General features: G+C 68.8%; 19 protein-coding genes. 9 read left to right on the top strand and 10 right to left on the bottom strand.

Features of this window, described 5'->3' with window-relative positions; translation table 11 throughout:
• Window positions 1-13: 13 nt before the first annotated feature.
• Complete coding sequence (locus NA12_RS04675; protein ID WP_067446348.1) at window positions 14-898, top strand: NmrA family NAD(P)-binding protein; 885 nt, start codon at window positions 14-16, stop codon at window positions 896-898.
• A 62-nt stretch (window positions 899-960) separates the two neighbouring features.
• On the opposite strand, the gene NA12_RS04670 is transcribed toward NA12_RS04675, so the two are convergent.
• From NA12_RS04670 to NA12_RS04650, 5 genes are all read right to left on the bottom strand, one after another.
• Entirely contained in the window at window positions 961-2973 is a 2013-nt protein-coding gene (locus NA12_RS04670) for an SDR family oxidoreductase (protein ID WP_067446345.1), read from the bottom strand.
• Window positions 2974-3249: 276 nt separating this feature from the next.
• Complete coding sequence (locus tag NA12_RS04665; protein WP_067446341.1) at window positions 3250-4362, bottom strand: glycosyltransferase; 1113 nt, start codon at window positions 4360-4362, stop codon at window positions 3250-3252.
• Window positions 4359-5690, bottom strand: coding sequence for a glutamate-1-semialdehyde 2,1-aminomutase (locus tag NA12_RS04660; RefSeq protein WP_067446338.1), 1332 nt, complete (start codon window positions 5688-5690; stop codon window positions 4359-4361). Before NA12_RS04660 ends, NA12_RS04665 begins: the two co-directional genes overlap by 4 nt.
• Window positions 5690-7009: a GNAT family N-acetyltransferase gene (locus tag NA12_RS04655; protein WP_132369869.1), complete on the bottom strand. Its 1320-nt coding sequence runs from the start codon at window positions 7007-7009 to the stop codon at window positions 5690-5692. The genes NA12_RS04660 and NA12_RS04655 overlap by 1 nt, the downstream gene beginning before the upstream one ends.
• 9 nt (window positions 7010-7018) lie before the next feature.
• Window positions 7019-8419: a hypothetical protein gene (locus NA12_RS04650; protein ID WP_132369868.1), complete on the bottom strand. Its 1401-nt coding sequence runs from the start codon at window positions 8417-8419 to the stop codon at window positions 7019-7021.
• A gap of 302 nt (window positions 8420-8721) precedes the next feature.
• On the opposite strand from NA12_RS04650, the gene NA12_RS04645 reads away from it, so the two are divergent.
• Genes NA12_RS04645 through NA12_RS04620 form a run of 6 tightly spaced genes read left to right on the top strand, consistent with a single transcriptional unit; the run spans window position 8722 to window position 15620 of the window.
• Window positions 8722-9546: a glycosyltransferase family 2 protein gene (locus NA12_RS04645; RefSeq protein WP_243654910.1), complete on the top strand. Its 825-nt coding sequence runs from the start codon at window positions 8722-8724 to the stop codon at window positions 9544-9546.
• Entirely contained in the window at window positions 9543-10907 is a 1365-nt protein-coding gene (locus tag NA12_RS04640; protein ID WP_067446325.1) for an O-antigen ligase family protein, read from the top strand. Before NA12_RS04645 ends, NA12_RS04640 begins: the two co-directional genes overlap by 4 nt.
• The gene (locus tag NA12_RS04635) at window positions 10904-11968 is read left to right on the top strand and encodes a glycosyltransferase family 4 protein (RefSeq protein WP_067446322.1); all 1065 of its coding nucleotides are present in this window, start codon (window positions 10904-10906) and stop codon (window positions 11966-11968) included. Before NA12_RS04640 ends, NA12_RS04635 begins: the two co-directional genes overlap by 4 nt.
• Complete coding sequence (locus NA12_RS04630; protein WP_067446319.1) at window positions 11965-13563, top strand: oligosaccharide flippase family protein; 1599 nt, start codon at window positions 11965-11967, stop codon at window positions 13561-13563. The genes NA12_RS04635 and NA12_RS04630 overlap by 4 nt, the downstream gene beginning before the upstream one ends.
• The gene (locus tag NA12_RS04625) at window positions 13490-14536 is read left to right on the top strand and encodes a glycoside hydrolase 5 family protein (RefSeq protein ID WP_084472353.1); all 1047 of its coding nucleotides are present in this window, start codon (window positions 13490-13492) and stop codon (window positions 14534-14536) included. The genes NA12_RS04630 and NA12_RS04625 overlap by 74 nt, the downstream gene beginning before the upstream one ends.
• Window positions 14523-15620, top strand: a complete 1098-nt coding sequence (locus NA12_RS04620) for a glycosyltransferase family 4 protein (RefSeq protein WP_067446313.1) — start codon at window positions 14523-14525, stop codon at window positions 15618-15620. The genes NA12_RS04625 and NA12_RS04620 overlap by 14 nt, the downstream gene beginning before the upstream one ends.
• Before the next feature lie 41 nt (window positions 15621-15661).
• Here NA12_RS04620 and NA12_RS04615 read toward each other — a convergent pair whose 3' ends face one another.
• The gene (locus tag NA12_RS04615; RefSeq protein WP_067446310.1) at window positions 15662-16747 is read right to left on the bottom strand and encodes a class I SAM-dependent methyltransferase; all 1086 of its coding nucleotides are present in this window, start codon (window positions 16745-16747) and stop codon (window positions 15662-15664) included.
• Window positions 16748-16761: 14 nt separating this feature from the next.
• Here NA12_RS04615 and NA12_RS04610 point away from each other — a divergent pair, with 14 nt between their 5' ends.
• A complete protein-coding gene (locus NA12_RS04610; RefSeq protein WP_067446307.1) occupies window positions 16762-17325 on the top strand; it encodes a dTDP-4-dehydrorhamnose 3,5-epimerase family protein in 564 nt (187 codons plus the stop codon).
• Here NA12_RS04610 and NA12_RS04605 read toward each other — a convergent pair.
• From NA12_RS04605 to NA12_RS04590, 4 genes are read right to left on the bottom strand one after another with little or no spacing between them, the layout of a single operon-like run.
• On the bottom strand, window positions 17303-18337 hold the full coding sequence (locus tag NA12_RS04605) for an NAD-dependent epimerase/dehydratase family protein (RefSeq protein WP_067446304.1): 1035 nt from the start codon (window positions 18335-18337) through the stop codon (window positions 17303-17305). The genes NA12_RS04610 and NA12_RS04605 overlap by 23 nt on opposite strands.
• A gap of 2 nt (window positions 18338-18339) precedes the next feature.
• The gene (locus NA12_RS04600) at window positions 18340-18990 is read right to left on the bottom strand and encodes a PIG-L deacetylase family protein (protein ID WP_067447472.1); all 651 of its coding nucleotides are present in this window, start codon (window positions 18988-18990) and stop codon (window positions 18340-18342) included.
• Entirely contained in the window at window positions 18987-19763 is a 777-nt protein-coding gene (locus NA12_RS04595; RefSeq protein WP_067447474.1) for a glycosyltransferase family protein, read from the bottom strand. Before NA12_RS04595 ends, NA12_RS04600 begins: the two co-directional genes overlap by 4 nt.
• A 14-nt stretch (window positions 19764-19777) precedes the next feature.
• Window positions 19778-21037, bottom strand: a complete 1260-nt coding sequence (locus NA12_RS04590; RefSeq protein ID WP_067446301.1) for a class I SAM-dependent methyltransferase — start codon at window positions 21035-21037, stop codon at window positions 19778-19780.
• A 486-nt stretch (window positions 21038-21523) separates the two neighbouring features.
• Here NA12_RS04590 and NA12_RS04585 point away from each other — a divergent pair, with 486 nt between their 5' ends.
• Window positions 21524-23023 (top strand): sugar transferase, encoded by a 1500-nt coding sequence (locus NA12_RS04585; RefSeq protein WP_067446297.1) that lies wholly within the window; start codon window positions 21524-21526, stop codon window positions 23021-23023.
• Window positions 23024-23066: the final 43 nt, after the last annotated feature.

The raw sequence follows: 23066 nt of genomic DNA, 5'->3' as shown, positions 1-23066 counted from the left end.
TCAGCGTGGGGTCATGGAACTCGGAGAGGACGCGAAGAAGATTGTTGTCACCACGCCGGTCGGGCACGTAGGGGCCCGGGTCGTGCAGTTGCTGGTGCAGGCGGGGGTACGGCCGACCGTGCTGATGCGCGATCCGGGGCGGCTCGACAGTGCGATGGGTGAGTTCGTCGATGTCGTGCGGGTCGATCAGGGGGACGCGGACGCGGTGGTGCGGGCAACCGTGGGGGCGGATCGGTTGTTCTGGGTGGATCCACCCGCGCTGGTGGACGGTGATCCGGTGGCGGGGTTCGCGCGGATGGGGGCGTCGGCGGCGCGTGCCGTTGCCGAGAACGGGATCGGGGCGACGGTGTTCGTCAGCAGTGTCGGCGCCGAGAAGCGGGGCGGGGCAGGGGAGATCGACGGGTTGGCGCGGACCGAGGAGTTGCTCGACGAGACCGGGGCGAACGTAGTGCATCTGCGGTGTGGCTATTTCTTCACCAATCTGCTGAGCCAGCTCGACGAGATCCGGGCGGGCACGCTGTCCACGCCGTGGCCGCTCGACCATGCGATGGCCTGGGTGGATCCGCGCGATATCGGTGAGGTGGCTGCGGCCCGGCTGCTGTCGGACGCGTGGTCGGGGCGTGTGGTGCAGGCCGTGCACGGGCCGCAGGATCTGACATTCGCCCAGGTCGCCGAGATCCTCGGTCGGCAGATGAGTCGCGAGGTCACCCCGATCCGCCTCGTCGACAAAGAGTTCCGGGAAATGCTGCGGTCAGCGGGCCTCGGTCAGGGCCGGATCGACGCTATCGCCGGCATGTCGGCGGGACTGAGCACCGGATTCGTCGCGGAGAACCAGCGAATGGTGCTCACTACCACGCCGACGACCCTCGCGGCCTGGGCGAGCGGCCTTCTGCGGTGAACAGGAACCGGCCGGTCACGATTGCGAACATCGTGACCGGCCGGTTGTTGTTCAGGGTGCGGTCACCAGTGCACGCCGGGCAGTACCCGGCTCATTCGGGCCGCCGAGTTCGGCATCACCATCAGCGGCGCGAAGACCGGGCCGAGGACGGTGAGGGCGTTGCGCGTCGGTTCGGCGGGTTCGGTGACCACGGCGGGACGGGACTTGCCCTGTGCCGCAGTGGATTCGCCGAAGAACCGGAATCCGGTGTGCATGATCGTGCGCTTGAGCGAGGGCAGCAACATCTCGACCGCCTGGGCGAAGGTGCCCACGGGGGTGTCGATGCGGTCGGGTCGTTCGAGCAGCGCACGGACCACGATGTCGGCCGCCCGGTCCGGGTCGGGCAGGGGCAGCGAACGGTAGAGTTCGGTGGGGGCGATCATCGGGGTGCGGACCAGTGGCATCCGGATCGAGGTGAACGTGACACCGTCGCCGCGGTTTTCGACGGCCGCGATATCGCTGAAGTTGTCCAGGGCGGACTTGCTCGCGGCATAGGCCGCGAAGCGGGGCACCTTGGTCTGCACGGCGATGGAGGAGATGTTGACGATGTGGCCGAAGTGACGTTCGCGCATCGAGGGAAGCAAACCCAGGATGAGGCGGACAGCACCGAAGTAGTTGACCGCCATGGTGCGTTCGAAGTCGTGCATCCGGTCCACCGAGTTGGCCACCGAGCGACGGATGGAGCGACCCGCGTTGTTGATCAGGTAGTCGACATGGTGGTGCTCGGTCAGCACGGTCTTGATGAGCAGATCGACAGCCTCCGCGTCGGTGATATCGCAGGAGTAGTCGAACGCGGTGCCGCCCTCGGCACGCACGGATTCCGCCGCGGCGGTGAGATCTTCGACGCCGCGGGCGATCATCAGCACGATAGCGCCACGTCGGGCGACAGCGTGGGCGGTGGCCAGACCGATACCCGAGGACGCTCCGGTGATCAGCACCGTGCGGCCCGCGAGCGGGTCCGCGTCGGCGGCGGGACGACCGCGGTGCGGATCGAGGTTGGCACGCCAGAAATCCCAGAGACGGCCGGCATAGGTGTCGAAGGCGGGCACGGTGAGGCCGGGCAGCAGGGCCCGGGTGGAGTCGGAGACGAAGTCGGCGGTGAATCCGACGTGGGGTGCGACCTCGGCGGGAATGCCCGCCTGTTCGAACAGGAAGTCGCGCACGGTGTTCGCGCCGGGCACGTGTCCGAGCCCGCTCAGCGCACGTGCGCTGCCGGGTACGGTGCCGATGCCGACCGGGCCACCCGCGGCGGTGGCCAGCGCGCGGTAGATCTCCCCGAACGGTTGCGGGCGCGGGTTGACCAGGTGGAACGTGCGTCCGTCCAGGCCGTCGCGGCGCACCAGGCGCACCATCGCCTCGGCGACGTAGTCGACCGGCACCACGTTGGTCGCACCCAGATCGGGCAGCGGCAACGGCAGTTCCGACGGCAGTGCGGCCAGCGTCGAAATGGCCGAGAAGAAGTAGTACGGGCCGTCGATCTTGTCCATCTCGCCGGTCCGTGAATCACCCACGACGATCGCCGGGCGATACACCCGCCAGCGCACGTCGGTGGCCTCGCGGACGAGCTTCTCGGCGGCGAACTTGGTGCGGTGATACGGCGAGGTCAGGTTCTGGCCGAGGTCGAAATCCTCTTCGAAGAACTTGCCGGGATGATCGCCCGCCACCGCGACCGAGGACACATGGTGCAGGGTGGCGTCGAGGTGCCGGGCCAACTCGATGACCGAGCGGGTGCCCGCGACGTTGGCCGCGTGGGCGGTCTCCTCGTCGGCGGTCATGTCGTAGACCGCGCCGAGGTGCAGCACGTGATCGGCGCGCGGCGCACCGTCGCCGAGACCGAGTCCCTCGGCTGTCAGGTCCCCGACCAGCGCGAACACGCGGTCGCTCGCGGGGTGTTGCGCATTGTGCGCGGTGAACTTGGCCAGCGACTCGGCGCGCACCAGCACGTGCACGATCGCGGTGGGGTCAGCTGCGAGCAGCTCCCGCACCACACGTCGACCAAGGAATCCGGTACCGCCTGTCACGATGTAGGAAACCATCGCTCCTCCTGAGAATTTCGAAACACGGTGTCGCGCAACAGTGATCGGCATGCGGCGGTGAATGCGAAATCAACGGTTGAGTCCAGCAGCGAAGTGGCTGGGCGGGGAGAAACCGGGCACATCGTCGTCCCGGTACGACTACCGTACTCGCCAGTAACCTAGACGGGCAAGCTGATGGCGTGGTATTGCCGTGTGGGAATTGTCACGCATTGTCGCAGGTCAAACGGTATGTGTGACAGTTATTTTCAGTAACCGAAAGTTTCAGGAAACTCGCGGCTACCGACGTGCGTGGTTCGCCACGACCTCGTCGACAGTGTTCGCGATCCGGGTGCGGAACACCTCGGGGGCGAAGGTATTGGCGTGCTCGCGGATCTTGGCGGGATCGTAGGACGCCGACCGGAATTCGCGCATCAGGTCCGCCAGTGCCGCGACGACCTCGTCATCGGATCCGGCCGGCACGTACTCGCCGGTGACGCCGGGGCGCACCGTATCGAGAGCGCCGCCCGCACCGACCGCGAGCACCGGCGTGCCGCAGGCCATCGCCTCCACCGGAACGATGCCGAAGTCTTCGATGCCCGGCATGAGCAGGGCTCGGCAGCGCCGGTACATGTCCTGCAGCAGCTCGCCGGAGGTGGCGCCGAGAAAGGTCGTCTCCGAACCCGCGATCTCGTCGAGCTGCGCGCGGAACCGGCCTTCGCCGAGCACCACCAGCCGGACTCCGGCCCGCTGGGCGGCGCGAATAGCGAGGTCGGCGCGCTTGTAGGGTACGAGCCGGCCCGCGCACAGGAAGAAGTCCTCGCGCGCTACCGACGGATCGGGAGTGAAGCGGTCGACCTGCACGGGCGGGTTGACGACCGAGGCGGGTAGCCCCCACCACTGGGTGACCCGCTCGGCGACCGCGTGCGAGTTGGCGACGACGTGCGTCAGCCGTGGCGCGGCGCGCAGTTCGCCACGTCGAGCCAGCGTGCCGAGCGCGCCGAGGGCCAACTGGCCGACGCGGCCGCCTGCTTCCTGCGCGCGGAACTCGCGATCCCAGGCCCAGCGGGCGGGGGAGTGCACGTAGGCGACCACCGGCGCCTCGGTGGCCAAAGCGGCCTGGGTGGCGAAGGCGTGGTGGCTGACCACGACGACATCGAAGTCGCGCAACGGCATTCGCCGCAGCGCGCGAGGCACCAGGGGGAGCAGGGGGGCGTGCCTGCCACCGGTGTAGGCGTGTGCCGTGCTGAGCCAGGTGTCGTGCACGGTGCGCACGGGTTCGCGCAGCCCGCCCGGTGCGACGATCGGCGCGAAAACCTCGGCATCGGGCCAGGTTTCGACGAATTCACCGACGACGGCCTCGGAGCCCCCGAACTCGGTGAAGCGTTCGTGAACGATGGCGACACGGGTCATCGGAGGGTGCTCGCTTCGATCTGTCGGGGTGCCGCGGTGCGGCGCAGGGCGGGGGCGACCGGGCGACCGGTCAGCAGACCGTCGACGCTGCCGCGGTCTAGGGCGGTGCGGTACACCTGGGCGGCCTCGGCGAACGCGGCGATGGTGTCGTCGACCGCGACGTCGTCGTGGGCGGCCGAGGTGACGAACGACTGACCGAGGACACCGCGGGTCAGCATCTCCTGGATGAACAGAGTCCGAAACGCCTGGGAAGCAACACCATCGGCGTCATGAGTCCGGAAAATGGCGCAGGACGGGCGACCCGTCACCGACAGGTGCTCGCTGATCCCGAGCTCGGCGGCGATCGCGTTCGCCCCCGTGGCCAGCCGGGTACCCGCCGCTTCCATCCGGGCGATCGGGTCCTGCGTCCGGTAGGCGTGCACCACCGCGCGAAACGCCGCCAGCGACGCGGTCTCCGGGCCGTGCGTGGTCGACAGGAGGAACACCCGGTCGTGGTCGGTACGGAGTCCGCCGCGTTCCATGAACTCGCGTTTGCCCGCCAGCGCCGCGAGGGGGAAACCGTTGCCCATCGCCTTGCCCCAGCACGACAGGTCGGGAGTGACGCCGTAGACGGCCTGCGCACCACCGGCCGACCAGCGGAAACCGGTGATCATCTCGTCGAAGATCAACAGGGCGCCGTACCGGTCGCACAGATCGCGGACGGCGGGCAGATAGCCGTGTTCGGGCTCACCGGTGGCCGACGCCGCTTCCATGACCACGGCCGCGACCGGCGTCGCGGCCAGCACCCGACGCAGCGCGCCGAGGTCGTTGTAGGGAAAGGTCGCGGTGTCGGCCCGAGGGATACCGGCCGACATCGGGGTGGTGCCGATGAACCAGTCGTCGACGGAAAAGAAGGGCTGCTGACACACCGCGACCCGTTCGCGTCCGGTCACCGCGCGGGCCAGGCGCACCGCGGCGGTGGTCGCGTCGGAACCGTTCTTGGCGAACTTCACCATGTCGGCGCCGGGGACCAGATCCAGGAAGTCCTCGGCGGCCAGCAGCTCCAGCTCGGTGGGGCGGGTGAAGCTGACCCCGTCGGCGATGGTCGCGGTCACCGCGTCCAGCACCGGTCGGTAGGCGTGGCCGAGCGTCACCGACCGCAACCCCATCCCGTATTCGACATAGCGATTGCCGTCGGCGTCCCACACGTGGGCACCCTTGCCGCGCACCAGGATCGGCGCCATGTTCTCCGGATACTGATCGGCGCCACGGGCGTAGGTGTGCGCGCCGCCCGGCACGAGCTCGTGCAGGCGAGCCTGGATCGCATTGCTGTGCTGGAAGTTTCGCATCAGTGGCGGCCTCGATGGCTGTGTGGTGGGGTGGTCGTTGCCCACAGACGGTGGTCCGCGCGCACGCCGGTAGGGCCGCAATGGTCGTGCAGCACGCCTTCTTCGGCGAAATCGGCGGCCGCCAGCGCGGCGTTCGACACCGGGTCGGCGCAGTCGGCTTCGGCGGCTATCCGCCGCAGCCCGAGTGCGCCGAATCCGTACTCGGCGACCGCTCGCAGCGCCGCGCTCAGCTGTGCGGCGTCGACGAGTTCGGGATCCGCCCAGGCCGCCAGCCGGGCGACGCGCCCGGCCATCGTCGGTTCGAACAGCCGGATCTCGCCGGCGTACCTTTCCCCGGCGAGCAGCACGAGCACCAGCCCGGCCGGTGATCGCATGCCGTGGCGGGCGTCGCGCAGAGCGCGATGCCACTCGGGTCGTCGTCGGCTCCGGTCGGCCGGTGCGAGTCGGGCACCGTGCGCGGCGGCGGCCGCCTGCCAGTCGTCGCGGTCCGCGCGAGACAGGCCGCGCACCGAGATGTTCGGTGCGTCGGTGACGGTGATCGGCACAGCGCGGGCGAGCGTGTATCGACGCAATCGGCGAACCAAGACCCACAGCGCCAGCCGCAGCGCGGCGATCGCGATGATCATCGGTGCGGGCGAATCGGCGCGAGCGTGCCGGTCGGCCGCCGGCGCTTCGGTCTGGAGCTCGATCGCGACAGCCGCGGTGGTCGTGCCGTCCTGTGGGCTCCACGCCCACAACGCGTGGTCACACAGGGACCCACCGGCGTCGAAAGCCGAGGCCATGGTGGCTTCCTTGCGGAAGCCGAGGGCACGCACCAATCCCGCCGCGGCGAGATTGGCGGGTGAGATCGGCGCGATCACACGGACCAGCCCGAGCGCGGTGACCCCGAAGTCGAGCAACATCGCGCCCGCCACGGTGAGCACTCCGTGGCCGGCCAGGCGTGCGTCGATCCAGGCGCTGGACTCGGCGGTGCCCGTCGCGGCGTCGATGACGCAGAACTCCAGCTGTCCGGCGAACTGTCCGTCGACCTCGATCGCGCTCGCGTAGCGGCGTCCGGCGCGCATGTCGGCACGGGCGAGCAGGCATTCGCGCGCCCAACGCCGCGCGGTGTGCCGTCGTTCCCACGGCACCGGAGAGGTGCTCCAAAACGGCTCGATATGGGCGCGATCGCGCAGTCTGATCTCGCGCCACGCGGCGAAATCCGACATTCGGGGTGGGCGTAGCCGGATCGCGTGTCCGTTGTGCCGCACCGGGCCGAGGATCACCCGCGACAATTCCGGGGAGCCCGGCCGTTGCCTGCCGCGGTAGGTAATGGTCACGCCGTGGAGCTAGCTCTCGTGTGATTCGGGGGTGGTCGGGCGCGGACTGTCCGGCGTGAACCGAACCCGAGGCAGCGCCATGGTCTCGGGATCGTGCGAGACGGTGGACGAGCGCGAGGCGACCGGAGCGGCGCGACGTGGCTGCTTGTCGAACGACGGTGCCGGGGGAGTCTCGGCCATGGGCACCCGGGAATCGGTCTCGGGTGGGTGGGTCTCGGTCTCGGTCGCGGGCACCCGGGTCTGATCTGCGGGCGGTCGCGGGTCGGTTGTCGGCGGTCGCGGGTCAGCCCTGGGCACGCGGTTCTGAGTTGCCGGCGGTCGCGGGTCGGTCGCGGGCACCCGGGTCTGGGTCGCGGCTGAGCGCGGGTCAGCTGCGCTCGGTCGCGGGTCGGCACCGGGCGCCCGGTTCTGGGTTGCGGGTGTTCGTGGGTCGGCGCCGGGCGCTCGGTTCTGGGCCGCGGACGAACGTGTGTCGACCGCAGGCGGTCGCGGGTCGGTCGCGGGCACTCTGATCTGAGTCGCGGAAAAGTGCGGGTCGACTGCGGGCGGTCGTGGATCGGTCGCCGGGACTCGGGTGTCGACCGCGGGCGGGACCTGGTCGGCTTCGACGCTCGTTGTTTCGGCGGGCTTCTGGTTGCCACGTCGACGGCTTCGCGCCACTCCGGCCAGCACAAGACCTTCGGCTACCACGATCAAGGTGGCCAGCGCGGCGAACAGCCCTTCCTGCAGCGGGTGCGGGGCGACCAGCTCCCACGAGGGCGTGGTGAGCACTGTCAGGCGTGCCGGACCGAGTACCTGACGGAACTCGGTCTCGCGCGCGACATCACGGGCGTCGAAACTCAACTCCGGGCGCAGTGGGTCATCGGAGAGGCGCTTGGAGAACGTGTCCTCCACCGCGCGCCGGTGTGCTTCCAGATCGGCCGCGGATCGCGCGATCGCCTCGGTCCGCATCTGGGAACCGACGCTGTCGAGCGACTGCCCGACGGCCACGACCAACTTCGAGGCCTGCTCGGGCGACCCGGCCTCGGCGGTGATGATCAGCAACGACGGCGCGGGACCGGTCATCGCCGATACCCGGGAGCGCAGATCCGCCTCCGAGGGCGCGAGCCCGTTCTTCACCACATCCGAGAGCACGCGGGTATCGGAGACCATCACGATGTAGGGCTGGGTCAGTTCGTTGAACACCGCGCCGATCGAGGGCTGCGAGATCTGCACGGTGATGCTCGCCTGATAGGTCCGCTCGCTTCCGTCACGGACGAACCACACCACACCACCGACAACGAGGGCGGCCACGAGGGCGAACGGCAGGACCCGGATCAGTTGACGAAGATGGCCGGCGATGTTCACCGTCGGCATCGATCGCCCGCCGGAGTCGAGGTCGGCGGTCGACGGCGACTCGGTACTGCTCACACTTCCCCATTCCAGCATCAACACTTCTCGATCACCGGCCCCCGTAGCCGGTGCGCCGTCACTTCGGCACGACCGAGTTGCCAAGACGATACCTCAGGCCCGCCGAAGGGTCGCGTCGGCGAACCGGGCCCAACCCTGCCCCGCCAGTACCGTTCACTCACCGGTAGGTCGCTGGGAATTCCTCGGCGAACATCCGAGTGGCCGGACAGGTAGTCTGATCGGCGTTCGCCCTCGATGGGTGCGGGACGGCGGAGCCGTCGGCAAAACTGTGTCATTGAGGGGTAACCGCTGTGGGGGTTCGAGTGTCGGTATGTGTACCGGCTTTCAACGCGGCACGCACGATCGTCGAGACGCTGGAGTCGATCAGCGCCCAGGACTTCGACGACTTCGAGATCGTGGTCCTCGACAACGCGAGCACCGACGGTACGGGCGATCTGGTGCGCGCGTTCGGCGATACGCGGATTCGGCTGTACACCAACGACACGACGCTGCCGATCGTGCAGAACTGGAATCGGGCGATCGAACTGGCCGACGGTGAGCTGGTCAAGCTCGTCTGCGCCGACGACATGATCACGCCAGGGTGCCTGTCGGCGCAGGTCGAGTCGATGGCCGACAGCGAGATCGCGGTTGTCGGGGCCAAGTTCGACGTCGTCGACGACGACGGCGTGGTGCTCGCGCGGGGGCGCGGGCTGCCGGGGCTGGTGGGTCGATGCTCGTCGCGGACCATCCTGCGCACCCTCGTCCAGAAGATGCCCGACGACGTGTGCCCGACCGCGGCTTTCCTCTTCCGGCGCGCCGATTTCGCCCTGACCACCGGTTTTCGGGTGAATTTCCTGTACGCGATGGATGTCGACCTGGTGGCGCAGCTGTGCGACCGCGGTGAGTTCTACGGCCACGATCAGGTGTTCGCGATCAACCGCGCGTCGGTGTTCAACTATTCGAGCACGACATCGTCGGCGAGCAAATTCGCCGACGTGGTGCGGTTCAACCACCATCAACGGCGGCAGTTCCGCGACCGCGTCGGTGTGCTCGATGTCGCGATCGGCGACGGTCGCGTGCTGCGGCAGGTGCTGGTTCGGGTGTTGGCGCGGGCCGGGCAATTGTTCGGGCGAGGCTTGCGGCAATGAACTCCCTGTTATATGTGGCGGCCCTGCCGGTGGCATGGGTGTTCCTGCGCTGGATCTGGCATCGGCCCCAACGTGGGCTGTTGCTGGTAGCGGCGTTGGTGCCGCTCAACGGATTGCTGCTGATCGCGCCCGAGTGGATGCGGGTCGACGGCTGGAAAGAGGCGATGCTGCTGCTCACCCTCGCGGTGGCGGCGTTCGTCCCCCATGGGCGAACCGAACCGCGTCCGGCGTTGCCGTGGTGGTCGATCGGTGCGGTGCTGTGTGTGTTCGGGGTCGGGTCGGCGTTCGTGACAGCGGGAATACTGGGCATCTTCGCTATCAAGATCACTTTCTTCTACTTCATCGTGGTGCCGTTGATCCTGTATCTGCGGCCGTTCGACGCGCGCGATCGTGATCTGCTCATCACGATCATGATGGTCGAGTCGGTCGGGATCGCGATCTTCGGCCTGATGCAGCAGGGGATCGGGGCCGCCGGGCTCGCCGAGATGGGGTACAAGTTCAACGAGACGATCCGGTTCTCCGGTGGTCTGATGCGCTCGTTCGGCTCGTTCAACCAACCGTTCCCGTTCGCTTTCTACCTGGTCACCGTGTTGTTGGTGGGCGGATCGGTCGCGCTGGCCGCGCCGAGACGGTTCCGCAATCGGTTGTTCCTGCTGTCGAGTCCGTTGTTGGTGGCCGGGGTCGCGGCCAGCGTTGTGCGGGCCGCGCTGCTCGGTTTGCTGATCGGCGTGCTGGTGCTCGCGGTCGTGCGCTATCGGCGACAGCTCAAAGCGGTGTTGATCGGCGGGGCCGCGTTGATCGTGGTGGCCGTCGTCGCGGCGTCCTCGCAGGCGCGCAGTTCGCTGTTGTCCTCGGAGAGCCTGGCCGCGCGCGAGACCGGATGGAAGGTCGTGACGAGGACGGTTCCGAGCCATCCGTTCGGGGACGGCCTCGGCTCGACCGGGGCGGCGAAGGCGGCCCAACTCGTGGCCGAGCTCGGCCCGGCCGCCGAGAAATTGCCCTATGCCACCGGCGAAGTCCAGATCTATGGACGCCCGTACCAACCTGACAACTACTACGTGAAGTTGCTCATCGAACTCGGGCCGATCGGGCTCTGGTTGTTCTGCGCGATCCTGGTGGTGATCTTTCTGCTAGCGCTGCGTGGGGCACGCACCATGACCGGCAACGACGCCGCTCTGGCGCTCGGGGTCGCGGCGGCCGTGCTGTCGAGTGCGGTCGCCGCGGTCGCGTCGAGTTACTTCGAGATCTTTCCCAGCGATTTCTACTTCTGGCTGCTCGCCGCGGTTGTCGGCTGCGCGGTCTCCCAGCAGTCCCCAGCCGAGGCCGTCGAGCGCAGCCCCGTGAAGGAACAGGCGTCATGAATTCTGCTGCGAACAAGCGAGCCACCGTGTGCTTCGGGGCGTTGGCCTACCGGCCCGACGGCGCCGGGGTGTCGACCTATCAGCGGGAACTGCTGGCGCAGTTGCCCGCGCTGCTGCCGGGCGCGCAACTGTCGGCGCTGGTCCAAACCGACGCGGCGAGTTCGCTGCCCGCCACCGTCTCCGCCGTGTCGAGGCCGGTCGCGGCGGGCGCTCGCCGCGCGTGGCACGGTGTCGCACCGCTGCGCGGATTCGATGTTTTCCACGGGCTCGATGTCGACCTTCCGCTGATCGGTCCGCGCGCCACGGTCGCCACGGTGCACGACCTGTCCGTCTTCGATGTGCCGTGGGCGTTCAGCCGGTATCGGGCGCGCGGTGAGCAGGTGCTGGTCCGGACCTCGTTGACGCGTGCCGACCTGCTGATCGCGGTCTCGGAGTTCACCGCCGAACGGATCGCGGACAGGTTCGGGCGTACGGCGGTCGTGGTGCCACTCGCACCGGCCGCATGGGCCCGCGTCCCCGAGCCGTCCGCGGTGCGGCGGGTGCGTGCCGACTACGACCTGCCGGCTCGATTCATCCTGCAGGTGGGCACGGTCGAGCCACGCAAACAGGTCGCGATGCTCGCGGAGGTGGCACAGGCCCTCGGCATTCCGCTCGTGCTGGCCGGGGCCGGATCCACCGGTCCGCAGGCGCCTGCCACGGCCATCGGCCTCGGTTACGTCGATGTCGCCGATCTGCCCGCGCTGTACGCCGCCGCGACCGTGGTGGCCTACTGCTCGGAGTACGAGGGATTCGGATTGCCGCCGGTGGAGGCCATGGCGTGCGGTGGCGCGGTGGTGGCCGGCGCGGTCGGCGCATTGCCACAGGTCTGCGGTGACGGTGCCGTGCTGGTCGCGCGCGCCGATGTCGAGTCGTGGTCGGCGGCCGTGCGCCCCCTGCTGCACGACAGCGCCGACAACGCCGCGCTGCGCGAACGAGGTCTGGCCGCCGCGTCGAAGCTGAGCTGGCGGGCTACCGCCGAGGCGACGGTCGACGCCTATCGCGGCGCCGGGTTGATTTCGTGACGACCGAGGCGAAACCGGCGGTCCCCGATCGACCGGCCGAGGGCCGCGCCGCGATGTCGGGCCGGGCCGCCGCCAACAACACCGCCGCGATGCTGGCCAGCCGGATCTTCGCCGCGGTGCTCGGTCTGCTCGGCACCATGCTCACCGCCCGCATGCTGCCCGCGGTCGAATGGGGCTACTTCTCCTTCGTGTTCGGTCTGCTCGGCATGCTCGCGATCGTCACCGACCTGGGTGTCGGGCGCGCGGTCATCGGCAAACTCGTGCACGGCGAGCCCGCCGAGGTCGCCGAGATCGCGACGTCGTTCATCGTGCTGCGGACCGCGCTCGGGCTGCTGGGCTACGGGGTGGCACTCGGCTACGTGGTGCTGCTCGATTGTCCACCGGAGGTCATCGCGGCGACGGCCGTCGCGGGGCTGGTCGTGGTGGTCGCCACGCCGAGCAACGCGCTCACCGTGCTGTTCCAGTCGACCATGCGGTTGACCCTGGTCGCCGCGGCGGAGGCGATCGCGCGGGCCGTTCAGGTGGGGCTGACCGTCATCGCGGTGCTGTGGGCACCGACCTTGCTGATCGTGGTGATCCCCGCGGTGGTGTACGAACTGATCGCCATCGCGATCAAGATCGTCGGCGTCGGTCGGGGACTCGGCGGACCGATCCCGGCGCGCCACGTCGAACTGCGCTGGTGGGGCGGCATGCTGCGCGAGGCGCTGCCGCTCAGCATCGGCCTGGCCTTGATCATCATGCTGCAGAAGGTGGGCCTGCTGCTGCTGGGTCACTTCGACACCTTCGAATCCGTCGGGATGTTCGCGGTCGGCATGAAATTCGCCGACCTCGTCGATACCGCGGCGATCGCGGTCGTCGCCCCGTTGACCACGCTGCTGATCGCGGTATGGCCCGCCGACCCCGCCCGGTTCCGACGCTATTTCCGCCAGGCGGGTGCCGCGCTGACGGCCCTGGGCCTCACCGCGCTCGTCGCCTTCTGGCCGGTCGCGACCCAGGTCATCGACCTGCTCTTCGGTGCGAAGTTCGAATCGGCGGCCGACGCGAGTCGCTACCAGATCATCGGCGGACTGCTCGGCGCGCTGGCCCATCTGGGCTTGGTCGCGCTGATGGCGGCCGGGCGCAACTACCTGATTCCCTGGATCGCGCTGCTCGCGTTGGTGGTCGACCTGGCGTTGTCGTGGCCGCTGATCGCGTGGCAGTCGTTCGAAGGCGCGGCCATCGCCGGTCTGGTGGCCAACGTCGTGCTGCTGGTCGGGGTGTGGGTCGGACTGGTCGCCACGGTGCGGATCGGGCGGTTGCTCCCGGTCACCTCGGTGGTGTCGGTCAGCGTTGTCGCCGTCGCGGTGATCGCACCCGCGACGATGATCCAGCAGCGGTGGGAGCCGCCGTGGATTATTACCTGCGCCGTGGCCGGTGTGTTGTACCTTTTCCTCGCCGGCTGCGTTGTGCGCTGGACCGACGGATTGACGATAAGAAGCGTGCGAGGGCCGAAAACTGATGACACTGTGGCGATTCGCTCGGATGATCACCACCGTGGCCCTCACCCTCACCCTGCTCGGCTGCTCGACACCGACGACGCCGACGGTGCTCGATGAGCACATGAACGAGACCGGACTCGGGATCGCGGGCGGACACCCCTGGCTCAGCATGAGCGCGAGTGAACTCGACCGCCAGATGGCGGGCGTGGTCGACGCGGGCGCCACCTGGATCAGGATGGATCTGGACTGGTCACTCATCGAGCACGACCGTGGGCGCAAGGATTGGTCGATGACCGACCGAGTGGTTCGGTCGGCGCGCTCGCACGGGTTGCACGTGCTGGCCATCCTCACCTACTCGCCGCCGTGGGCACGTCAGAATCCGGGGGCCGGGAACAAGGCCGCGCCCAATCCCGCGCTGTTCGGCCAGTTCGTCGCCGACGCGGTCGATCGCTATCGCGATCAGATCCGGCACTGGGAGGTCTGGAACGAGCCCAATGTCACCAGCTTCTTCGCACCACTGCCCCACGTGGGTCTGTACGCGCAGCTGCTCCACCAGGCGGCGACCGCCGTGCGCACCCGCCAGCCGGGCGGCCAGGTACTGGTCGGAGGCTTGGCGCCCGCCGCCGACAACGGCCGCGACATCGCGCCCACGACGTTCATCGAGCGTCTCTACGCCCTCGGCTCGGCGCCCGACTTCGATGCCGTCGCGGTGCACCCGTACTCGTATCCGGAACTGCCCGCCGCGCCGAGCCGGGACAACGCCTTCCACAATCTGACACGGATCCGCGCGATCATGGACGCGCGCGGCGACACGTCGAAGCGATTGTGGCCCACCGAATTCGGGGCGCCGACCGGCACCGGGGCGCGCGCGGTCGACGAGCAGACCCAAGCCGAGATACTCGGCGGCGGACTGGACTTGATCGCGCAGATGCCCCTTGTCGGCCCCGTTTTCGTCTACTCCCTGATCGACGCGGGCGACGACCGCCAGGACCTGGAGGACAACTTCGGCATGCTCCGTCGTGACTATTCGGCCAAACCGGCACTGGCGCAGGTCCGCGCCCGCGCGGAGGTGCTCGGTGCCGGGCGCTGACGACGTGCGCGAGCTGGTATTCGTCGCGCACACCGGACAGGCATCGGGGGCGGAGAATGTCATGCTCGCGCTCGTCGACCTGGCGCTCGAGCGTGGTTACCGGGTGCGGGTCGCCTGCCCGGACGGTCCGTTGCGTGACCGGCTACCCGCCGGCGTCGAGCACATCGGGATCGCCCCGCTGGGGTTGACGGGCGAGCGGGGCCCGCGCCGGTTGGCGGCCGCGCTGGTCATGCTGAAGAACTGGATCGGCGCGGCGTGGCGGTTGCGTAAGCCGTTGCGGGACAGCGATACCCGCATCATCGTCAATTCGACCATGGCGTTGCCCGCGCTGGCACTGGCCCGTCCGCATCGGCGTTCGGCGGCCTGGTTGGTCCACGACATCCTGGCCAGCCGGCGGCAATACGGCGCGGCGTGGGCCGGGCGCGCGGCGGTGGGCCACGCCATCGCGGTCTCCGAGACCGCCGCGGCGCCGTTGCGTCAGCGCGGCTTCGAGGTGGCGGTCGCGTTCAACGGCGTGCGCTGGCCGGTCGAACCCGCGGCCGTGGTCGAGCGCACGCCGCCGGTGATCGGCATTCTGGGCGTGGTGACCTCATGGAAGGGCCACCACGTGCTGCTGGAGGCCGTCGCGGGGTTGCCCGGGGTTCGCCTCGAGATCGCCGGTCGGGCACTCCCCGGCGACGTGGACTACCTGGCCGAGCTTCGCGAGCGCGCCGAGCGGCCCGACCTCGCCGGCCGGGTGGAGTTCCTCGGTCAGGTCGACGCGATGACCACCCTGCGGAGCTGGGACGCGGTGATCTCGGCCAGCGTGCTGCCCGAGGCCGGTCAGCTCGTCGTGCTGGAGGCGATGAGCCTCGGCGTCCCGGTGATCGCCACCGACCACGGCGGATATGCCGACGACAGCGTCATGGTGTGCGTTCCCGCTGACGATTCAGCCGCGCTGCGGGCGGCGATCGAGCGGGTCACCGGCGATCCGGGGTTGCGGTCGCGCTTGCACGAGGACGGTCGGGCTCGCGTCGCGGCGGCCCACGATCGGGCCCGCACGCTACCGCGGATGCTCGACGCGCTGCTCGACCCGTCGCCCTGACGGGCTCGACATCACAGCGTGGCAGTCTGCGCGCGCACCGATCACCCGCGGGGGCCCGCCGGGTCGTCGATCACCCACCGTCCGTCGAGTTCGGGCAGTGCGGCGCTCACTTCGGCGAGCAGGTCCGGCAGTGTCAGCAGCACGACGTCGGGTTCGGCGGCGACCAGTTCGGCGGGGGAGATGATCGCAACATCGGTGCCGGGCATCCGGCACCCCTGTTTTCCCGGTGACGCGTCGGCGACGCCGGCGAGCAGCCCGCGGTGCGCGCCCGCCATGCTCAGCAGGGCCACCGCCCTGGACGCGGCGCCGTAGGCGTAGACCCGAAGGTCTTGGGCGACCGCGGTTTCCAGCCAATCGCGCAGGGCATGGACGTGACGGTCGACCGTCTGCTGCAATTCGGCGGTCGAACTCAGCGCATCGGCTTCCGCCGCGAGGAGTCGGTCGATCACGGTATCCGGGGTGTGATCGCCGTGGCGAACCGCCAGCAGCACCGTGCCACCGTAGAGGTCGAACTCCCACGCGGTGACCACACTCATCCCGGCCGCCCGCAGCAGGGTGCGCAGCGTGGACAGCGAGTAGTAGGCGAAGTGCCCGTGCCGCAACGCGTTCCACTGTCCCTGCGCGACGATGGTGGCCAGCGAGTGGTATTGCACCAGCAGCACGCCGTCGGGAGCCGTCGCCGCGGCCCGTGCCGCGAACGCCGCACGCTGATCGGGTTCGTGCATGATCCCGAAGCAGTCGAGCACCACATCGCTCGGCCCGCCGGTGCTCTCGGTGAAACCGTGCTCGGCGAGCAGCGGCAACCAGGTGCCGCCGTGGGGGCTGCCGAACTCGGTGACCGTCGACCCGCGCAGCAGCCCGGCGGCGTGTACCAGACCCACCGCTTCGGCGGCCTGGTCGCGCAGTGCCCGTGGTTCGACGCCGCGCGGCTCCGCGGTGACGGTGTCGTCGTCGGCCAGTTGAGCCAGCCCGCACGCGGCGCAACGGTCCATCCGCAGCGGATGACCACATTCGGTATCGGCGACCGGAGTGTCACGTGGCGGAAAGTGGTCCGCCGCCGGGACCGACCCCAGATCGAGGACGGTAGTGAGCGTGGTCTTCGCGCAGCCGCGGCATCGGCGGGTCATGGCAGGATGTCCTCGTGCGTATCGAGCGGACCGAACTGGCCGACGTGGTGGTCTTCGTGCCCGAACCGTTCCGGGACGAGCGGGGGTTGTTCACCCGTACCTTCGACGCGGGCGAGTTCGACGCCCACCTGGGAATATCGGGCGCGGCGGCGGCCTTCGTGCAGGATTCGCAGTCGCGATCGGTGCGCGGGGTGATCCGTGGCATGCACGGTCGTGGCGGGCGTGGTGAGGCCAAACTCGTGCGGTGCGCCCACGGCGCCGTCCACGACGTGCTCGTCGACATCCGCCCGGGATCGTCGACATTCGGTGCGCGCCAAGCGTTTCGACTCGACGACGAGCAGTTCCACCACCTGTACGTGCCGCCGGGATTCCTGCACGGATTCCAGGCGCTCACCGAGATCGCCGACGTCTGCTATCGCATCGACCGTCCGCACGATCCCGCCGAGGACCTCGGGGTCGCCTACGACGACCCCGAACTGGCCATCGAGTGGCCGCTGCCCGTCGGCCCCGTCTCCGCGCGTGACGCGCGGGCCGGGAGCTGGGCCGCGCTGCTGACTACGCTGACGCCGACGCACTGATCCGGCGCAGCTGCGCGTCGAGCACCCCGGAGTCGCACAGGCCCTGCAGATGCGGCAGCCGGGTGAACCGGTGGAAGAACGCGTCCGCGGTGAGCCCGCGCGCGGTGTATTCGGTGAACAGCTCGGCCGCGCCCGCGGGCACCGTCCACTGCGCCTCGAAGCCGAGAACCTTACGCGCGGAGGAGAAATCGACCCGGTAGGACCGTGGGTCGGCGCCGTTCTCGCCGGTGATCAGCAGCCGGGAGCCGGGCACCGCGTCGACCACGGAAGCGGCGATCTCGGCGACGGTCAGATTGTTGACCTCGGTGCCGATATTGAACGCTCGGCACGAGATGTCGGCGGCGGGGGCGGTGAGGCAGGTGGCGAACGCGGCGGCGATGTCGGCGGCGTGTACCAGGGGTCGCCACGGGGTGCCGTCGGAGAGCACCTTCACCTCGCCGGTGAGCACCGCGTACCCGACCAGATTGTTGAGCACGATGTCGGCGCGCAGGCGCGGCGAGAAGCCGAAAGCGGTGGCGTTGCGCAGGAATACCGGAACGAAGTCGGCGTCGGCCAGGGCGGCCACATCGTCCTCGACGCGGACCTTGCTCTCGGCGTAGGGGGTGATCGGGCGCAGCGGGGCGTCCTCGGTGACGAGGTCGGCTCCGGCGGCGCCGTAGACCGAGCAGGTCGACGCGTACAGGAACCGGGTCACCCCGGCCTCCTTGGCGAGGCGGGCCAGCCGCACCGACGCGTGATGATTGATGTCGTAGGTGATCTCCGGCGCCAGGGCGCCGAGCGGATCGTTCGACAATGCCGCGAGGTGGATCACCGCGTCGAAACCGCGTAGCTGCTCGACGGTCACCGCCCGCAGATCCACTGCCAGACCATCGGGGTCACCGGCGAATTCGCCGAGCAGACAATCGGCGAAGTAGCCGATGTCGAGGCCGGTGACCTGGTGTCCCGCCGCGCGCAACACCGGCACCATCACGGTGCCGAGATAGCCCTGGTGCCCGGTGACCAGTACCCGCATGTTCACGTCTGTTCCCATCTGATGATCGCTTTGTCGAGCACGAACGCCTCGGCGTACGGTGCGTGGCACTGCACCCCACGCATTCGGGCCAGCCCGAGGAAGGCCTGTTCGTCGAACCAGTCGCGGCCCGTCTGCGACGGATAGTGATCGTGGAGCAGACGCGACTTCTGTTGTACGAGTGCGTGACTCAACGGGTGGTAGAGGGTCGGCGCTGGGGTGTCGGTCTCCCATTTGAGGATCTCGTAACCCAGGGTCAGGTGGTCGCGGAACTCGGTCGGCACCAGTTCGGCGAGTAAGCGGTGGTCCTGGTGGGCGTCGCCACGATGCGGGGCGAATACGACGTCGGGTTCGCCGCCCCGTCGAAAGGCCGCCAGCGCGTCTTTGATCCGGTCCCAGTGCGCGGGCGCGCGGCCGTCGGGCACATCGAGGACGTGCAGTTGCGGCTCGATGCCCGAACAGAACGCGGTGAGCGCCGCCCGTTCCTCCGCTTCGCGAGCGGTCCCGCCGCCGGAGAGAACCAGGGCCCGCACCTCGACTCCGGGATCGGCGCCGGTGAGCGCGAGCAGCGTCGCTCCCATCCCGATCGCGATGTCGTCGCAGTGCGCGCCGAGTACCGCGATCCGGCGCGGTGGGGTGGTGAACAACCCGATCACGGTCGGTCCCACACCATCCACGGTCGCGTGCCGTTGCGGTAGGCGTCGTCGAGTTCGGCGCGTTCCTTGAAGGTGTCGGCCGGTTTCCAGAAGCCCAGGTGCTGATACCCGAAGAGCCTGCCCTGCCCGGCGAGGGTTCCGCAGGCGTCGGCTACCAGATCGCCACCGGGGGGCAGCAGATCGAAGATCTCCTGGCTGAGCACGAAGTATCCGCCGTTCTCCCACAGCGGCATCTGCGCGACCGGCACGATGTCCTTCACCTCACCGGTGGGCGAGACGTCGACGCAGTGGAACGAGGACTGCGGCGGCACCACCATCATCGACGCGGCCGCGCCCGAGGCGTGGAAGCGGTCGATCATGGTGTCCAGCGGGGCGTCGGTGAGGACATCGGCGTAGTTGGCCAGGAAGTACTCGTCGCCGTCGAGGTGCTCGCGCACGCGGCGCAGTCGCTCCCCGATCGCGGATTCCACACCGGTGTCGACGAAGGTGATCGTCCAGTCGCTGATGTCGCTGCTCAGCAGTTCCACCTCGCCGTTGCGGATGACGAAGTCGTTGGACGCCGACTCCTGGTAGCTGAGGAAGAAGTTCTTGATGTGCTCGGCGCCGTAGCCCAGACACAGCACGAACTCCTTGTGGCCGTAGTGGGCGTAATAGCGCATCACGTGCCACAGCAGCGGGCGCGGGCCCACCAGTTGCATCGGCTTGGGGACGATGTCGTCGGATCCGCCGCGCATGCGCATGCCGTATCCGCCGCAGAACAGTACGACCTTCATCGGTTCGATCACCTTCATTCGGAGAGTGCGCCCGCCACGGCCGGGTCGACTGCCGTGGCGGCGCGGTGCAGCACCGGCAGTGGGTAGATCAGCTCGCCACCCCACTGCCCGACGTGGCCGAGTTGGGCGGTGATCTCGGTTTCGAGATTCCACGGCAGCACCAGCACGACATCGGGTTCGTCGGCGTCGATGCGTTCGGTCGGATGGATCGGGATCCGGGTGCCGGGGGTGTAGCGGCCGTGCTTGTAGGGGTTGCGATCCACGGTGTACTCGAGCAGGTCGGGTCGGATGCCGCAGTAGTTGAGCAACGTGTTGCCCTTGCCCGGCGCACCATAGCCGACCACCCGCTTTCCCGCAGCGCGGCAGTCGAGCAGGAAACGCAGCAGCTCGTGGCGAACCGCTTCGGCGCGGGCGCCGAGCGTGGCGTAGCCGGCGGGTTCGTGCAAGCCCGCCGCGCGCTCGAGGTCGAGGACCTCGCCGACGGCGGCGGTGGGTTCGGCGACGGCGTCGGGGCGGGCCCACAGCCGAATCGAGCCACCGTGGGTGTCGAGCAGTTCCACATCGACGACCGTCAGGCCGGCGATCGCCAGCGCGCGCTGTGCCGAATGGACGGTGTAGTACTGGAAGTGCTCGTGATAGATGGTGTCGAACTGGCCGAGCTGGACCAGATTCAGCGCGTGATGCACTTCGATGCTGCACCAGCCGTCGTCGCTGAGCAGGGTGCGCAGTGCGTGGGTGAACCCGCGCAGATCGGGCACATGGGCGTAGACGTTGTTGGCGACCACCAGGTCGGCGGGGCCGTGCTCGGCGCGGATCCGGGCGGCGCAATCCTGATCCAGGAACGCCGTTTCCGTCGGCACGCCGATCTCGCGGGCCGCGAGCCCGACATTCACCGAGGGCTCGATGCCCAGGCAACGGATGCCGCGCGTGACCGCGTGCCGCAACAGATAGCCGTCGTTGCTGGCCACCTCGACGACGAACGAATCGCCACCCAGGTCGAGCCGCTCGGCGGTCGTGGCGACGAACTGCTCGGCGTGGCGGACCCAGCTGTCGGAGAACGAGGAGAAGTAGGCGTACTCGGTGAAGGTGTCCTCGGGGGTGATCAGCGCCGGGATCTGCAACAGCAGGCAGTCCTCGCACAACCGCAGGTGCAGCGGATACGTCGATTCGGGCAGGTCGAGTTCGGCCGCGGACAGAAAGCTCTCGCAGGGCGGGGTGGCGCCCAAGTCGAGCACGCTCGTGAGCCGTTCGGAATCACAGAGTCGACATTGCACGTGGAGCCCACCTTCATACCTGTTCACCCGAGCTGCCGCGGTGCGTGCCGGTCATGCCGGAAGTCGAACCGGCGGGCCGAGACGTTACAGCGGCGGGCATCAGGAATGGCCCGAACCCTACGGACCGAAACAGATTCATGGTAATTTTCGGGCTCACACCGGGTTATTCCGGCACCGGCTAACTGTCGGCGCGGGTGACCATTCCTCACAACTCTGTGATGCCGATCACTCATTGGAGTGATTGTTCTGCATTCATATCGAAAGGCAATAGCGGTTCGGTGATAGCTTTTCGTTCGCGTTGTGACTTGGCTAACTACCGGAATCGTTTGTGGCGGTGAGTCTTCGGGAAGAACCGTTACTGGTGGTCTGTAACAATCAGCGGGCGGGTTTCGAATCGACGGGAAGTAGGCCGGTCGCAACGGCCGCGTTCCGATCGACGGGGATCGGGAAAACGATTTTTGTCTCCCGAAGGGGAGGTGTGGGTTCATGAGCTACGAGCTCACCGGGAATGGCGACGTGGATGTTGTCAACGGTGTCGAAGTGCTGCGCCGTACGCAGCGCGAGAGTTGGCAGACCGCGTTGGGTCAGCGATTAGCGGTGACCGATGTGATCGCGGTGTTCGGGGCGGTCGCCGCGGCGCAGGTCATCCGCTTCGACGGGCCCGCGGCGCCGCCCCTGGCCTGGCCGCTGCCGTATGAGATCGGCTACTCCGTGGTGTCGCTGGCGCTGGCCGGCGGGTGGCTGGCGCTGCTGCACGGATACGGCACCCGCACGCCGCAGGTGGTCGGAACCGGGACCGAGGAGTTTCGCAGGCTGGTGTCGGCGACCCTGCGGCTGTTCGGTGTGCTCGCCATCCTCGCGCTGCTGTTCCGGGTGGAGGTCGCGCGGGGCTATCTCGCCATCGCCCTGCCCGCCGGGCTGATCGCGCTGGTCGTGGGGCGGTTGGCCTGGAGGTGGCGGTTGCGGCGGTGGCGGGCGAAGGGCCGGTGTCACATCGCGGTGCTCGTCGTGGGTTCTCCGGAGGCCGCGCAGGCGATGGCGTCCGCGTTCACGGGCGATCCCGGCTCCGGCTATCGCGTGGTCGGTGTCTGCGTGCCCGCGGGATCGGTCGGCGCGCAGTTCGATACGTCGGACGGGCCGTCGGTGCTCGGCGACGATCGTTCGGTGCTGGAGGCGGTGCGCCGCAGTGGCGCCGATTCGGTGGCCGTGGCCGCGACCGATCATCTCGGACCCGCCGAATTGCGCCGGATGGCATGGGCATTGGATCCGCTGGGCGTCGATCTGATCGTGGCGCCCGGCGTCGCCGACATCGCGGGGGAGCGGCTGACCAACCGACTCGTCGCCGGGATGCCGATGCTGCACATCGATCCCCCACGCTACGAACGCGCGAAGTCGAGCCGTAAAGCGTTGTTCGACCTGTGTTTCGCCGTGACCGTGCTGGTGCTCGTCGCGCCGATGCTCGTGGCCATCGCGATCGCCGTCAAGATGACGAGTGCGGGGCCGGTGTTCTACCTGTCGGAGCGGATCGGGCGCGACGGGATCGCCTTCCGGATGATCAAATTCCGCAGCATGCTCGTCGACGCCGACACCACGGTGGAGGCGCTCATCGAGCGCCACGGTGGAAATCCGCTGTTCTTCAAGGTCAAAGACGATCCGCGAGTGACCACCGTCGGTCGGTTCCTGCGCAAGTACAGCCTCGACGAGCTGCCCCAGTTCTTCAACGTGCTGCGCGGTGACATGAGCGTCGTCGGGCCCCGGCCGCAGGTGCAACGCGAGGTCGACAGCTACGACGGGGAGATGCGGCGAAGGCTGTTGGTGAAGCCGGGCGTGACCGGGCTGTGGCAGGTCAGTGGGCGGTCGGATCTGTCGCCGGAGGATTCGGTGCGCCTGGACCTGTCCTACGTCGAGAACTGGTCGATGGTGCTGGATCTGGCGTTGATCGCGCGCACCATCGGGGTGGTCACTCGCGGCGACGGGGCGTACTGACGCAGGGGTGGTGCGGTCGCCTCACCACCCCTGTTCGGCTGGG

The sequence above is a fragment of the Nocardia alba NBRC 108234 genome (assembly GCF_001612665.1).
Lineage (GTDB): Bacteria > Actinomycetota > Actinomycetes > Mycobacteriales > Mycobacteriaceae > Nocardia > Nocardia alba.
The sequence above is the reverse complement of the archived record's forward strand: the minus strand, read 5'-3'. Positions and strand labels throughout refer to the sequence as shown.

Coding starts and splice junctions, on each gene's coding strand:
- NA12_RS04665 (WP_067446341.1), bottom strand. CDS start 4,362: ATGACCCGTGTCGCCATCGTTCACGAACGCTTCACCGAGTTCGGGGGC.
- NA12_RS04670 (WP_067446345.1), bottom strand. CDS start 2,973: ATGGTTTCCTACATCGTGACAGGCGGTACCGGATTCCTTGGTCGACGT.
- NA12_RS04625 (WP_084472353.1), top strand. CDS start 13,490: ATGATCACCACCGTGGCCCTCACCCTCACCCTGCTCGGCTGCTCGACA.
- NA12_RS04640 (WP_067446325.1), top strand. CDS start 9,543: ATGAACTCCCTGTTATATGTGGCGGCCCTGCCGGTGGCATGGGTGTTC.
- NA12_RS04635 (WP_067446322.1), top strand. CDS start 10,904: ATGAATTCTGCTGCGAACAAGCGAGCCACCGTGTGCTTCGGGGCGTTG.
- NA12_RS04595 (WP_067447474.1), bottom strand. CDS start 19,763: ATGAAGGTCGTACTGTTCTGCGGCGGATACGGCATGCGCATGCGCGGC.
- NA12_RS04615 (WP_067446310.1), bottom strand. CDS start 16,747: ATGACCCGCCGATGCCGCGGCTGCGCGAAGACCACGCTCACTACCGTC.
- NA12_RS04675 (WP_067446348.1), top strand. CDS start 14: ATGGAACTCGGAGAGGACGCGAAGAAGATTGTTGTCACCACGCCGGTC.
- NA12_RS04585 (WP_067446297.1), top strand. CDS start 21,524: ATGAGCTACGAGCTCACCGGGAATGGCGACGTGGATGTTGTCAACGGT.
- NA12_RS04660 (WP_067446338.1), bottom strand. CDS start 5,690: ATGCGAAACTTCCAGCACAGCAATGCGATCCAGGCTCGCCTGCACGAG.
- NA12_RS04605 (WP_067446304.1), bottom strand. CDS start 18,337: ATGCGGGTACTGGTCACCGGGCACCAGGGCTATCTCGGCACCGTGATG.